Genomic DNA, 12,033 nt, shown 5'->3' on the forward strand with positions numbered 1-12,033 from the left:
GACCAGGGATGGTCGCCCGCTTCTATACTTCTTCGGGTTTCGCGGCCGGGGCGGTTAAGGCATGCCGAAGTACAGCGCCACCCCGGCGTAGCCCGAGCCCTCGAAGACCTCGCCGTCGTGCAACAGCAGCAGATAGCCGCCCTGGAGGGCGAAGCCCACGTAGGGGAGCGGTTTCCAGGTGATCTCGACGCCGGGCTCGAGGGCGAAGAAGCCGTCCTGGTAGATCTCGGCCCGGTACTCGTGGTCGCCGAGCTCCTCGGCCAGGTACTGGAACTCGTAGCCGCCGCCGCCGATCAGGATCGGCAGCGAGACGTTGAGTCCCGTGGCGAGTTCGAAGAAGGGTTCGACGATGAAGCCGCCGTAGCCAACGCCCATGGTCAGCTCGTCGTAGTCCGTGTCGCCCTCGCCGTTGTCGTCATCGTCGCCGACGACGGCGAAGCTGCCGAACCCGCCGCCGCCCAGACGCAGCCAGTCGGTGATGGCCGCGTAGCCCCGGCCGCCGAGGACGAGAAAGCTGCCCGAGAAGCTGTCCGAGACCGCGGCGTTGTCGAAGAACATGTAGCGGAAGGTCGGGCCGCCGCCACCGTAGGAGCCGTAGTCGGTGTAGCCGGTGTCGGCGGCGGCGACGTTGGCCAGCGCGCCGGCGACGAGCAGGCAGATGAGACCGGAGGCCTTGTTCATCAGCAACTCCTTTTTCGTTTCCTGGGGCGTTTCCTTCTATGTACTGTGGGGAAAAGTACCGTGGGAAAAGTACCGCGGGGAAAAAGGCGTCGATTAGCTAACCATAACTACACCGCTGCCGGAATCCCAGCTCGATCAGTCGACGACCAGGCAGGCTTCGTTCAATCCGAGGCGGCGCAGCACCTCGGCGGTCTGGTCGGCGTCGGCGGGCAGGGGCTGGTAATCCGCTGAGAGGTGCAGGGGGTGGACGACGAGGCGGCGGACCCCGCCGTCGCGGCAGCGCAGCTCGATGAGGGCGCCGTACTCGGTGTCCGGGTTCCAGGGCTGGTCCATCACCAGGTTGCCCAGAGAGTGGCAGACGACGGCGCCTTGAACGACTTCGACGGGTTCCAGCACGTGGGGGTGGTGGCCGAGGACGATGTCGGCGCCCAGCTCGACGGCCCGCTGGGCGAAGGCGCGCTGCTGCGCGGTGGAGCCCGGGTTGTACTCCACTCCGGCGTGCTGGCTGACGATCAGCAGGTCGATGTCGGCGGGCAGGGCGGCGATGTCCCGCTTCAGCACGTCGTAGCCCCAGGCCGTATGACCCGGGGAGTCCGGTCCCGCCGTCAGCGAGGCCAGGGCGGTATAGGCCAGCAGGGCGATGCGCAGACCACCCTGCTCGAACTGAGCGGGCCGGTGAGCCTCGGCCAGGTTCTGCCCCGCCCCGGCGCAGGCGATCCCGGCGCCCTCGAGCAGCTCCCGGCTGAAGACCACCCCGGCGGCGCCGACGTTGCCGGTATGGTTGTTGGCCAGGCAGACGGCGTCGACGCCGGCGGTGGTCAGGGCGGTCAGGCGCTCGGCCGGGAGCTGGAACAGCAGGTGGGGCGGACGGCTCAGCGGGTGCTCGCTAAAGAGGGACTCGAGGTTGCAGCAGAACAGGTCGGCGGCGTTGGTCAGCTCGGCGATCTCGCGGAAGGGCCAGGCCTGGTCGCCGCGACGCTCGCACTCGGCGCCCACCTTGCGAGCCAGCATCACGTCGCCGCCCAGCAACAGGCGCACCACCCGATGTTCGGGCAGGGGGGCGAACTCGCCCCAGCCGACCAGCACCCGCGGCGGTTCCTGCTCGGCGCAGGTGGACAGTATTACGACCAGCCCCGTCAGGAAGGCGAGGCTGATCGGCTTGCCTTTCTTAAGGGACGAGACGGCCATTGGTCAGAGATAGCGCGTCCCAGCCGTTCAGCGGTTCACCGCAGGTGAGGAGAAGCCCGGCGGGGCTGCGCTGCAGGGCGGTCAGGGCGCGCTCGCGATCCGCGCCGCCCAAGGGTGCCAGGGGCTGGTCGAGGACTAAATAGCGGTGGGGTCGGCCCAGGCAACCGGCAAGCTGCAGGAGCTGGTTCTCGCCGGTCGAGTAGGGGCCGGGGCGCTCCAGCAGATGAGCGATACCCAGAGAGTTGGCGAGGCCTTCATCGATGAACTGAGCGGCTGTCAGGGCGGGCGCCGGGAAAGGTAGAAAGCCGACGGGGGCCGGAGAGCCGTCCTCGGGCAGAGTATAGGCGGAACCATCCAGGGTGAGCCCCCCCGACGGCGGCAACAGGACGCCGGCGGCCAGGCGGCAGAGGGTCGAGCGGCCGCTGCCCGCTCCGCCGACGACGCACAGCCGCACGTCGGCGGGCAGGCTCAGTTCGACCGCCACCAGGGGCGCGGGGCCATGGCAGCTAAGCCGGAGCATCCCGCTCCAGCAGCTCTTCGAGACTCGACAGCACCTCGGCGAGGCCGATACGCTCCATGCAGCTCGGCGAAACGTCGCAACGGCGACGGTAGCAGGGGGCGCAGTCCGCCGGACTGACCAGCTTGACCCCCCGGCCGTAGAGCTCGATCTCCTGTCGGCAGGTCGGTCCGAAGAGGGCGACCACGGGCGTGCCGACGGCGAGGGCGACGTGCAGGCCCAGGGTGTCGCCGCTGACCACGGCGGCGCAGCGCTCGATCAGGGCGGCGAAGGTCAGCAGCGGATTATCGGCCCCGGCGCTGCGGGCGTTGCTCGCCGCCTCCAGTTCGGCCAGCAGGCCGGCTTCCCGGGGTCCACCCAGCAGCAGGAATCGCCAGTCCGGGCGGGCGTCGATCAACTCGGCGTAGCGCCGCGCCGGCCAGTTCTTGTGGGCGAAGACGCCCCCCGCGCCGACGTTCAGGCCCACCAGGGGTCGTCCCTCCGCGAAGCCGCCGCTGATCCCGGCGGCGCGTTCCTTATCCACTTGGCTCGGGCGGAGCGCGTAGCGCTCGCCGCGCCAGTCCAGACCCAGGGCGTTCGCCAATAGTTGCTGATAGCTCAGTTGGTTTGTCTGGAATTTCTCCTCGTCGTCCAGGCCCAGGGTCCAGTAGTAGCGGGCGGTCTCGTCCACGGGCAGCAGCTCGCCCCGGCGGCCGTGGACGAAGCCGTAACGCTCCCCGGCCTCGACCATCAGACCCAGCCCCGTGGCGTGGTCCTCCTTGTCGAGGACGTAGACCGCCTCGAAGAAGCGCCCGCGCAGCGCCGCCAGGGTCCGGACGTCCAGCGGCAGCGCCCGGTCCACCAACGGCTGATTGGCCACCAGGGGTCGGGCCGCCTCCCCGGTCACCCAAGTGATGAAGGCGTCGTCGCCGTGGCGGCGGCGCAGGGCGGGCAGCAGGGCGCAGGTGCGCAGCACGTCGCCCAGGGCCGCCAGCTTGATCACCAGGACCTCGGCGCCCCGGGGTGCGTAGTTAGGGCAGTCCGGGCAGGTGCGCCTGAAGCGGCAGGGGCGGTCGCCCAGGTAGTGGCGGCAGTCGGCTTTGGGTGTCCAGGTCATGGGCCTTTGTAAAGTGTTTGGTTACTGCTTGAGATAGTGGTCGATCACTTCGGTATATTCGGAGATATCGATAGCTTTATCCCATTCGCCTTTAGGAGTACCATAGAGTATAGAAACTATGTTGTTTTTCTGTGTAATGATACTGTAGGCATTTTTCTATTGCTGCTACATTCGATTCAATATCGAACCATACATATATAAATCTAATATCACGCCAATTTACATTCTTATTTTCTGTTTTATATAACTCTTCCATCTTTTTAAAGGCGCTACTTGTTTTGCCAATCGGGTTGATATGGGTTGCTATTCTTTGGTATGGACATGATAATCCTGTTTTATTTAATGTACCTGTTTTTCCTATATACAGATGTTTATTGTTATTTGAAACATTAGTTACTATTATAGCATAGACAATTTCTTTCTTCTCCATGCCTTTGCTTTCAAATGTTATAGCATGATACATATCTTCTCCTTTATGAAAGTCTTATCGTTTCGCGGCGACCCGCTCCAGGGGCCACCCTACGGGGGCTTCTAGTATAGGTTCATATCAGTGGTATCCCCCGTATAACTGTAACTAAACCAGATCGGGATCAGAGCAGACCGCCGGGTGAGTGGGAAAACAGCCGGATGGTACGACGCAGGGGAGCTCCGAACGATGTAAATAGAGTTTGTCAGTATGAGGATGATAACACAGGGAACGGCGAATGTGCGCGGCTGGGGTGGACACAAGGCGGTGGCGCGGTTTTTGCCCCGGGGAAGCAGGCGGGGGTAGGGCCGGGGCTGATGGGGGGCTGCAAAAACCGTGCCACCGCCGGGCGGGCGGCCTTCGGCGCGAGAGGGTGTCAATCCCGGCGCCGTCACGGTTCTTGCGAGCCGAGGTCGCCCGGCGGCGACCTCGGGCAACAACCGCGCCGGCGCCTGTATCGCCGGCGGATCCCGACGGCTACTGCGGGATGTAGGTGGCCAGGCCGTAGCGCTCTTCGATCTCGGCGGCGGTGGACTTGGCGGCCCCGGGCTCGGCGAAGGGGCCGACGCGGACGCGGTAGACGGGGTTATCGTCAGCGGCGGCGGGGCTGATAATGAAGGCGGAGAAGCCGTCGGCGCCGAGTTGGTTCTTGAGCGCCTCGGCGTTGGCGCGCTGGCTGAAGGCCCCGACCTGGACGGAGTAGGTGGTCACTCCGACGGGAACCTCGTCGGTGCCGTTGTCCGGTTCGGTGTTGTTGTCCGGGGTGGAGCCGTTGGCGGATTCGGTGTTGATCTCTTCGATCTGGGAAAGCAGTTCCTGGATGTCGTCGGGCAGGGCGGTCTCCTCGACGGCGTCGCCGCCGTCGGAGGAATCGGCGCCGCCGGCGGCCTCCTCGGGAACGATGATCAGCTCGCCCTCGCTGTTGTAGAAGACGAGTTCCTTGGTCAGTTGGCCCTCGGGCTCGACCTCGGCGGCGTGATTGAGTACATCGGGCGCGTCCGCGTCCTCTTCGGTCATCGATTCGCACTGGGTGGTGAGGATGAAGACCCCGCCGCCGACGACGATGACCACGGCCAGGATCAGGGCGGTGAAGGCGCCGCCGGAAGGGCGCTTGTGTTCGGGCGGCGGGCTGTCGAACTGCAGGTCGAGCATGGCGCCCTCCTTGGCTGCGGGGCGAAGGCCCTAAGGCGTTTGGAGTTCGTAGTCCAGGGAGCCCAGGCCCAGCTCGGCGGCGGCGCGGAGCTGGACGGTGGGGTCGACGTCGGGATAGAGGCCGGCGAACTTCTCCGCGCCGGAACCGAGCTCGGCGGCGGCGGAGCCGGGCAGCCCCGGGGCGCGGCGCACCAACTCCAGGCTGGCGGCGTCGACGGCCACGGGGTCGTCGCCGGCGACGAAGCCCAGATCGGGAACGATCGCGGGATCGTGGCGCGGGAAGCAGTCGCAGGACGGGCTGACATCGGTGAGGACGTTGAGGTAGAGCACCCGGCCCTCGACGGCGTCGATGACGGCACCGGCGTACTCGGCCATCCGTCGCTGGACCTCGTCGGAGGCCCCGTCCCAGCGGAAGGCGATGGCCCGCACCGGACAGGCCAGCAGGCAGTGGGCGCAACCGGTGCAGCGCTCCTCGTCGATCCGCGCCGTACCGTCGGCGATGGCGATGGCCTCCCAGGCGCACCAGGAGAGGCAGCGCTGGCAGCCGATGCAGCGTTCCCCGTCGATGAAGGGCTTCGAGCGGGTGTGCATGTAGAACTTGCCGGCCTTGGACGAACAGCCCATCGAGAGGTTCTTGATCGCGCCGCCGAAGCCCGTCAGCTCGTGGCCCTTGAAGTGGCTGACGCAGACCAGGGCGTCGGCCCGGGCCGTCAACCCGGCCAGATGCACCGCGGGGCCGCCCGCGACGGGCGAGGGGACCAGGACCTCGTCGTCGCCCTTGAGGCCGTCGGCGGGCAACACCGGGGCGCCGAGGACCTCCCGGGTGAAGCCGTGGCTCGCCGCCGTGGCGATCATGTCCAGGCCGTTCTGCCGGCGACCGGTGTAGAGGGAGGTCGAATCGGTGACGAAGGCCTTGGCGCCCAGGTCTGTGAGGGTCCGCACCACCTCGGCCAGATAGGGTGGGCGGATGTAAGCCAGGTTGCCGGCCTCGCCGATGTGGGTCTTGACGGCGACGACGTCCCGCTCTCCGGCGATCCGTCCCAGGTCCAGGCGCTCCAGCAGCAGGCGCAGCAGCTCCCGGGCGCTCTTCTTCAGCCGCGGGCGGAAGGGCACGTGGTGGACGACGGTCATGGGGCCTCGCTTGTTGCTGGGGAATCGTAGACGGCGTTCAATCGGTCTCCAGCGTGGGACCAAAATCTTCGAGGGGGTCCCACTCGTCGGCCAGCCCGGCCAGGCGGGGGTAGTCGGCGAAATCGTCCAGGCTGTCCTGCTCGGTCTTGCCCAGCAGTCCGGCCTCGACGAGACTGAAGACCATCCGGCCGAAGTCCAGGCCGTCCTGGATGTTCCAGTCGGCGAAGACGGACGTGACCAGCGGTCCGTAGCTCTGCAGGCCGTACTCGGCCAGGCCGTCGAGGAGCTCGCGGCCGCTGATGTGCCGCGGGCGTTCCAGGGCGCCGATGATCCGGCCCACGGCGGCCAGCAGGAAACGGTAAGCCCGGCGGGGGTAGCGGGTGTCCAGGCCCGGATAGGCCTCTTCGAGGGGGTCCTGAGCGTCGAATTCCATGGGGATCGGTCGCCTTTGCTAGTCCTCCGCGCCGCTGTCGAACCAGACGCCGACGAGACGGAACAGGGCGAGGGTGTAACACAGAACGGCGTAGAGCATTAACTGCACCCCGGAGAGCAGGGCGGTCAACGGTCGCTGGAACAGGGCCCGGGCGGCGAAATCGGCGAACAGCGGCCGCAGCGCCGGCAGGCCGAACTGGAGCTTGCTCCATAACAGCGGACCGTAGAAGGCCGCCGCCAGCAGCAGCAAACCCAAGACCAGGGCCCAGCGATCGACGAGCAGGCGCAGCAGCCCGCCCAGGGCCGCGGCGAAAAGGATCCCCGGCAACAGCAGCGGCAGGCCGCCCAGGTAGATGGAAAACAGGTTGCCCCCCGCCAGCCAGAGGACGCCGCCGGAGACCAGCGCCACCAGCGCCGTTACCAGCAGCGCGGCCAGCGCGGCCGTCAGCAGCCGGGCCGCCAGATACAGGGCCGGACCGTGGCTGCGGGTGGGACCGAAGCGTCGCCAACGCTCCGTTCCGGCGTCGTTGAGCAACACGCCGTAAAGCAGACCGGCGAACAACCCCAAGGGGAAGAGGAACAGCGCCTCGCGCAGGCGGATGTCGCGCAGCAGGCCGAAGGCCGTCCCGTCGATTCCCGGCAGGGTCAGCAAACCGTAGAGGGCCGCGGCGACCAGGCCCCCGACCAGGCCGGCCGTCAGCCAGCGCCGTCGCCAGGCTTCGCGCAGACCCGCCTTGAGGTAGGTCCAGATCACGACCGCTCCCCGGAGCGCAGGTAGAGGCAAGCCGCGCCGTCGAGACAGCCAGACAGCCCCTCCAGCAGCTCCCCGGCGACGTCGGCGGCGCAAGCGGCCAGGGGATCGTCGGCCAGCAGCAAGACCGGTTCGGCCGCCAGGCCCAGGGCCAGTGCCAGGCGGGCCTCCTCGGATACGGTCAACTCGTTGACCCGCCCGCCGCCGTTGTCAATATTCCGCTCCCCGAGCAGCCCCGCGATACCGATCAGCTCGCGTCGACCGCCGCCCCGGGCCGCCAGGCTAAGCGCCTCGAGGGGGGTCGACCAGGGCCAGGGTGTCGGCAACTGCCACAGGCCGACGGCGCCGCGGGGTCGATCCTCGCCGGGGAACGCCAGCCAGGCATCCTGTAAACGCAGCTTGAAGGAGCCCGACTCCGGCCGCCCGAGGAGCAGCCCGCGCAGCAGGCGGCGCCGCGCCGGACCGGGTAGCTCGAGGACCCGGACCTCGCCGGCGGGCAGGCTGAGGTTCAGCTCCCTACCGTCGGGCAGCTCGTAGCCGCGGAGCTCGAAGACGGCTTGGATTGGCGGGGGTTCGTCGATCATCAAATCCCGAATCTAAGGAAACCCGACTTCACAGTGAACTAAAACAGGATGCAATCAGGACAGGTTCGCCCCCGCGGCCCGCGAAAACAGCCGCCTTAATCGGCGTCCCGCTCGGCTGCCGGCCCGCCGGACCTGGCACGGTTTTTGCAGCCTCGGAACCGTGAGGACGGCCGACGGGTCACGGACCCGCAAAAACCGTGCCAGGTCCGGCGGGCGGAGTATCGAGGGCTGCGGGACGGGCTGTTTTCGCGGGCCGTGGGGGCGACGCGGGTCGGCGGCTCAGCGGTGGTCCTTGTCCCAGCAGCACTTTTTGTATTTCTTGCCGGAACCGCAGGGGCAGGGATCGTTGCGGCCCAGCTTTTTGCCGTCGTCGGTTCGTTTGGCCTTGACGGCGCTTTTCCCCCGGCCGTGTCCGGAGCCGTCGGCGCCGGCGGCGTCGCCGCGTCCGGTGCGGGACTGGACCCGTTTGCGGGCGGCCTCGGCGGACTGAGGTGTCAGCCGGTAACGGAAGAAGCGACTGACGACTTCGCCGTTGACCTCGTCCATCATCGCGCTGAAGGCTTCGAAGGCTTCCTTTTTATATTCGACGAGGGGATCGCGCTGGGCGTAGGCTCGCAGGCCGATGCCTTCGCGGATGCTCTCCAGGTTGCGCAGGTGCTCCTTCCAGGCCTTGTCGAGGTGGCTGAGCAGGACGAAACGTTCCAGGACGCGCATCTGCTCTTCGTCGTAGTGCTCTTCGCGCAGCTCGTAGGCCTTGCGCACGCCGAACAACAACACCTCGATCAGCTTTTCCCTGTCCTGCTCGGCGGCCAGGCGCTGGAGCTCCTCCGTGGTCAGCTTGGCGGGGAAGGTGGCCATATACCAACCCTGGAGGGACTCCAGGTCCCACTCCTCGTGGATGTCCAGCTCTTCGGGACAGTAGAGTTCGACGTGGTCGATGATCTCTTCCTCCATCAGGCCCAGCAGGTGACCGCGCAGGTCCCGGCCTTCGAGGAAGCGGCGGCGCAGCTTGTAGACCACCTCGCGTTGCTTGTTGACCACGTCGTCGTAGTCCAGGGTGCGCTTGCGCGAGCCGAAGTGGATCTCCTCGACCTTCTCCTGAGCGTTGCCGATCATCTTGGTGATCAGTGGATGGTAGATCGGTTCGCCTTCCTCGACGCCGGCGGTCTCCATCGCCCGGGCGATGCGTTCGGAGCCGAACAGGCGCATCAGGTTGTCCTCGACGGAGAGGTAGAAGCGCGAGGAGCCGGGGTCGCCCTGGCGGCCGGAGCGTCCGCGGAGCTGGCGGTCGATGCGCCGGGCGTCGTGGCGCTCGGTGCCGATGATGTGCAGTCCGCAGGTCGTCAGGCCGTCCTTGACGTAGGCGTTGACGGTCTGGGAATCGTTGGGTGGTTGGGCGGGATCGATCACCAGGTCGCAGGGCATCTTGTACTTGCCGGGTGGTGCCGTTTCGAGTTGTTGACCTTCCTCGGCGGCCAGCTCGAGGATCTTGGGGCACGTCGCGCACTGGTAGGAAAGATCCTCGCCGTCGGGGCCCTCGCGGCGGCACTTGATGCAGCACAGCCCCTTGGGATGGCGTGGATGCTCCTCGGGGTAGCGGCACCAGAGGACGTCGTCGCCGAGTTTGATGTCGGTGCCGCGGCCGGCCATGTTGGTGGCGATGGTCACCCGGCCGTTGTGGCCGGCTTCGCGGACGATCTCGGCCTCGCGTTGGTGGTGCTTGGCGTTGAGGACGTTGTGGGGTATCTTGCGTCGTTTGAGCAGGCGGGCCAGGGTCTCGGAGACGTCGACGGAGACGGTGCCGACGAGGATGGGTCGTCCGGCGGCGCGGACCTCCTCGATCTCGTCGATGATGGCGTGGTACTTCTCGCGCTTGGTCTTGAAGATCAGATCGTCGTAATCGATGCGGCGCACCGGCTCGTTGGTGGGCACCACGCGTACGTCGAGTTCGTAGATGTCGCCGAACTCCTGGGCCTCGGTCTCGGCGGTGCCGGTCATCCCGGCCAGCTTCTCGTACATGCGGAAGTAGTTCTGCAGGGTGATGGTGGCCAGGGTGATCGTCTCGCGCTCGATCTTGACGCCCTCCTTGGCCTCGATGGCCTGGTGCAGGCCGTCGGAGTAGCGCCGCCCGGGCATCGGCCGCCCGGTGAACTCGTCGACGATGACCACCCGGTTGTCCTTGACGACGTAGGCCACGTCGCGCTCGTAGAGGGTGTAGGCTTTGACGAGCTGGAGGATGTTCTGGATCTCCTCGGTGCGCACCGAGACCTGCTCGACGATTTCCTGGCGCCGCTTCTCCTTTTCCACGGGCTCGAGGTCTTCCGCGTCGATCTCGGCGAACAGGGCGTCCAGGTCGGGCATGACGAAGCGGTCGGGATCGTCGGGGGACAGCGCCTGGCGCCCCTTCTCCGTCAGGTCGGTGGCGTAGGATTTCTCCTCGATGGTGTAGTAGAGTTCCTCCTTGAGCTCGCCGAGGCTGCGGGCCATGTTGTATTCGTTCTCCACCTGCTGGACCTTGCGCTGCAGGGAGGGGTCTTCGAGGAGTTTGAGCAGGCGGCGGTTTTTCGGTGACCCCATCCGGGCCAGCAGCAGCTTCTTGGCCGCCAGGTCTTCGGCCTCGTCGGTATCCTCTTTGAGCAGCTTGTCGGCCTCGGTCAGCAGGCCGGCGATCAGGCGCTGTTGTTGCTTGGCCAGCCGTCGGACCAGGGGATTGAGCTTGTCGAAGCGGTGGGTCGATTCCGGCGCCGGACCGGAGATGATCAACGGTGTACGGGCCTCGTCGATCAAGACGGAGTCGACCTCATCGATGATGGCGAAGTAGTGGCCGCGCTGGACGCACTGCTCCGGGCTGACGGCGGTGCCGTTGTCACGCAGGTAGTCGAAGCCGAACTCGTTGTTCGTGCCGTAGGTCACGTCGCAGGCGTAAACCGCCCGGCGCTCCGGCGGGCGCATGTCGTGCTGGATGCAGCCGACGGAGAGTCCCAGGAAGCGCAGCAGGCCGCCCATCCACTCGGCGTCGCGCAGGGCCAGGTAGTCGTTGACCGTCACCAGATGGACGCCGCGGCCCGTCAGGGCGTTGAGGTACAACGGCATGGTGGCCACCAGGGTCTTGCCCTCGCCGGTGGCCATCTCGGCGATCGAGCCCTGGTGCAGGTAGACGGCACCGATGAGCTGGACGTCGAAGGGCACCATGTCCCAGCGCGTCGGATGGCCGACGACGTTCCAGGAGGCCTCGTTGCGTTTGAGCACCGTGCAGGCCGCCTTGACCGTGGCGTAGGCCTCGATCATCAGCTCTTCGTCCAGGGCCGCGGCCCGGGCCTCGGCCAGTTTCTCGCGACGCCGCTCGTCGTCGCTTTCCGCGGCCTGTTCCTCCTCGGCCTCACGCTGGATCGCGGCCAGGCGCGACTTGTGCCCGGCGGTCAGTCCGGCGAAGTAGGCTCGCCAGCGGGCCAGCTCCGCGTCGTCGCTCCAGAAGTCCGCCGCCGCGCCGTCATCGTCCGCGGGCGCCGGCGGCGGGTCGGCGGCCAGCAGCTCGGCGCAGCGCTCGTTGACGGCGTCCACCAGGGGCTGGACGCGCTTGATGTCCCGATCCTTCTTGGTTCCAAAGATCTTGGCCAGTAAACCCATGCTTCATTCCATCCGTTAGGTTGTCGTTCGATCCTCGGCGGTGGTCGACACGGCGGCCGTCGTGCCACCGCAGCCCGCGCTATAGACACTCTCCATACTACCACGACGGCCGGGAGCTTGCCCACCATATAACGTTGACCGGGACTGCGGGGTTGCATCGTCGGCTCCGGCGGCGGCTTCCCGGAAGGCGATCCGCTGGTTTCAGCGGATCCCCGGCCGGGTTATCGCCTGTCATAGCAAGGCCCCAGGCGGTGCGGGCCGCCGTCTTCTCGGTTTGACTTGCCACGATATCTTGTGGTAGCTTAATCCACCGTTGAGGATGGGTTTTTCACCCCCGACGAAGGAACCCCCGCTCGACCGCTGATCACGATGATCTTGAACGATGATCTTGAGACGATGATCTTGAGA

At 66.7% G+C, this 12,033-nt stretch carries 11 protein-coding genes; all 11 read right to left on the minus strand.

Features of this window, described 5'->3' with window-relative positions; translation table 11 throughout:
* Positions 1-54: 54 nt before the first annotated feature.
* The 11 genes from GF399_07635 to secA all read right to left on the minus strand — a co-directional run bounded on the left by GF399_07635 (position 55) and on the right by secA (position 11,625).
* The gene (locus tag GF399_07635; protein ID MBD3400188.1) at positions 55-681 is read right to left on the minus strand and encodes a hypothetical protein; all 627 of its coding nucleotides are present in this window, start codon (positions 679-681) and stop codon (positions 55-57) included.
* Between the two features lie 135 nt (positions 682-816).
* Entirely contained in the window at positions 817-1,869 is a 1,053-nt protein-coding gene (locus tag GF399_07640; protein MBD3400189.1) for a hypothetical protein, read from the minus strand.
* Positions 1,850-2,389 carry a hypothetical protein gene (locus GF399_07645; GenBank protein ID MBD3400190.1) on the minus strand — a complete coding sequence of 180 codons (540 nt, stop codon included), beginning with the start codon at positions 2,387-2,389 and terminating at the stop codon, positions 1,850-1,852. Before GF399_07645 ends, GF399_07640 begins: the two co-directional genes overlap by 20 nt.
* Complete coding sequence (locus GF399_07650) at positions 2,376-3,482, minus strand: glycosyltransferase family 9 protein (GenBank protein MBD3400191.1); 1,107 nt, start codon at positions 3,480-3,482, stop codon at positions 2,376-2,378. The genes GF399_07645 and GF399_07650 overlap by 14 nt, the downstream gene beginning before the upstream one ends.
* Before the next feature lie 91 nt (positions 3,483-3,573).
* Positions 3,574-3,912 (minus strand): hypothetical protein, encoded by a 339-nt coding sequence (locus GF399_07655; protein ID MBD3400192.1) that lies wholly within the window; start codon positions 3,910-3,912, stop codon positions 3,574-3,576.
* A gap of 513 nt (positions 3,913-4,425) precedes the next feature.
* Positions 4,426-5,100, minus strand: a complete 675-nt coding sequence (locus GF399_07660) for a hypothetical protein (GenBank protein ID MBD3400193.1) — start codon at positions 5,098-5,100, stop codon at positions 4,426-4,428.
* A 30-nt stretch (positions 5,101-5,130) separates the two neighbouring features.
* The gene (locus GF399_07665; protein ID MBD3400194.1) at positions 5,131-6,231 is read right to left on the minus strand and encodes a DUF362 domain-containing protein; all 1,101 of its coding nucleotides are present in this window, start codon (positions 6,229-6,231) and stop codon (positions 5,131-5,133) included.
* A 37-nt stretch (positions 6,232-6,268) separates the two neighbouring features.
* Positions 6,269-6,664 (minus strand): hypothetical protein, encoded by a 396-nt coding sequence (locus tag GF399_07670; protein ID MBD3400195.1) that lies wholly within the window; start codon positions 6,662-6,664, stop codon positions 6,269-6,271.
* An 18-nt stretch (positions 6,665-6,682) separates the two neighbouring features.
* On the minus strand, positions 6,683-7,417 hold the full coding sequence (locus GF399_07675; GenBank protein MBD3400196.1) for a hypothetical protein: 735 nt from the start codon (positions 7,415-7,417) through the stop codon (positions 6,683-6,685).
* Positions 7,414-7,998, minus strand: a complete 585-nt coding sequence (locus GF399_07680; protein MBD3400197.1) for a hypothetical protein — start codon at positions 7,996-7,998, stop codon at positions 7,414-7,416. Before GF399_07680 ends, GF399_07675 begins: the two co-directional genes overlap by 4 nt.
* 279 nt (positions 7,999-8,277) lie before the next feature.
* On the minus strand, positions 8,278-11,625 hold the full coding sequence (gene secA / locus GF399_07685; protein ID MBD3400198.1) for a preprotein translocase subunit SecA: 3,348 nt from the start codon (positions 11,623-11,625) through the stop codon (positions 8,278-8,280).
* Positions 11,626-12,033: the final 408 nt, after the last annotated feature.

Source organism: Candidatus Coatesbacteria bacterium (genome assembly GCA_014728225.1).
GTDB lineage: Bacteria > RBG-13-66-14 > RBG-13-66-14 > RBG-13-66-14 > RBG-13-66-14 > WJLX01.

What these genes read in the sequence shown, in the direction of transcription:
- GF399_07635 (MBD3400188.1), bottom strand. Translation starts at nt 681, where the DNA reads ATGAACAAGGCCTCCGGTCTCATCTGCCTGCTCGTCGCCGGCGCGCTG.
- GF399_07640 (MBD3400189.1), bottom strand. Translation starts at nt 1,869, where the DNA reads ATGGCCGTCTCGTCCCTTAAGAAAGGCAAGCCGATCAGCCTCGCCTTC.
- GF399_07645 (MBD3400190.1), bottom strand. Translation starts at nt 2,389, where the DNA reads ATGCTCCGGCTTAGCTGCCATGGCCCCGCGCCCCTGGTGGCGGTCGAA.
- GF399_07650 (MBD3400191.1), bottom strand. Translation starts at nt 3,482, where the DNA reads ATGACCTGGACACCCAAAGCCGACTGCCGCCACTACCTGGGCGACCGC.
- GF399_07655 (MBD3400192.1), bottom strand. Translation starts at nt 3,912, where the DNA reads ATGGAGAAGAAAGAAATTGTCTATGCTATAATAGTAACTAATGTTTCA.
- GF399_07660 (MBD3400193.1), bottom strand. Translation starts at nt 5,100, where the DNA reads ATGCTCGACCTGCAGTTCGACAGCCCGCCGCCCGAACACAAGCGCCCT.
- GF399_07665 (MBD3400194.1), bottom strand. Translation starts at nt 6,231, where the DNA reads ATGACCGTCGTCCACCACGTGCCCTTCCGCCCGCGGCTGAAGAAGAGC.
- GF399_07670 (MBD3400195.1), bottom strand. Translation starts at nt 6,664, where the DNA reads ATGGAATTCGACGCTCAGGACCCCCTCGAAGAGGCCTATCCGGGCCTG.
- GF399_07680 (MBD3400197.1), bottom strand. Translation starts at nt 7,998, where the DNA reads ATGATCGACGAACCCCCGCCAATCCAAGCCGTCTTCGAGCTCCGCGGC.
- secA (MBD3400198.1), bottom strand. Translation starts at nt 11,625, where the DNA reads ATGGGTTTACTGGCCAAGATCTTTGGAACCAAGAAGGATCGGGACATC.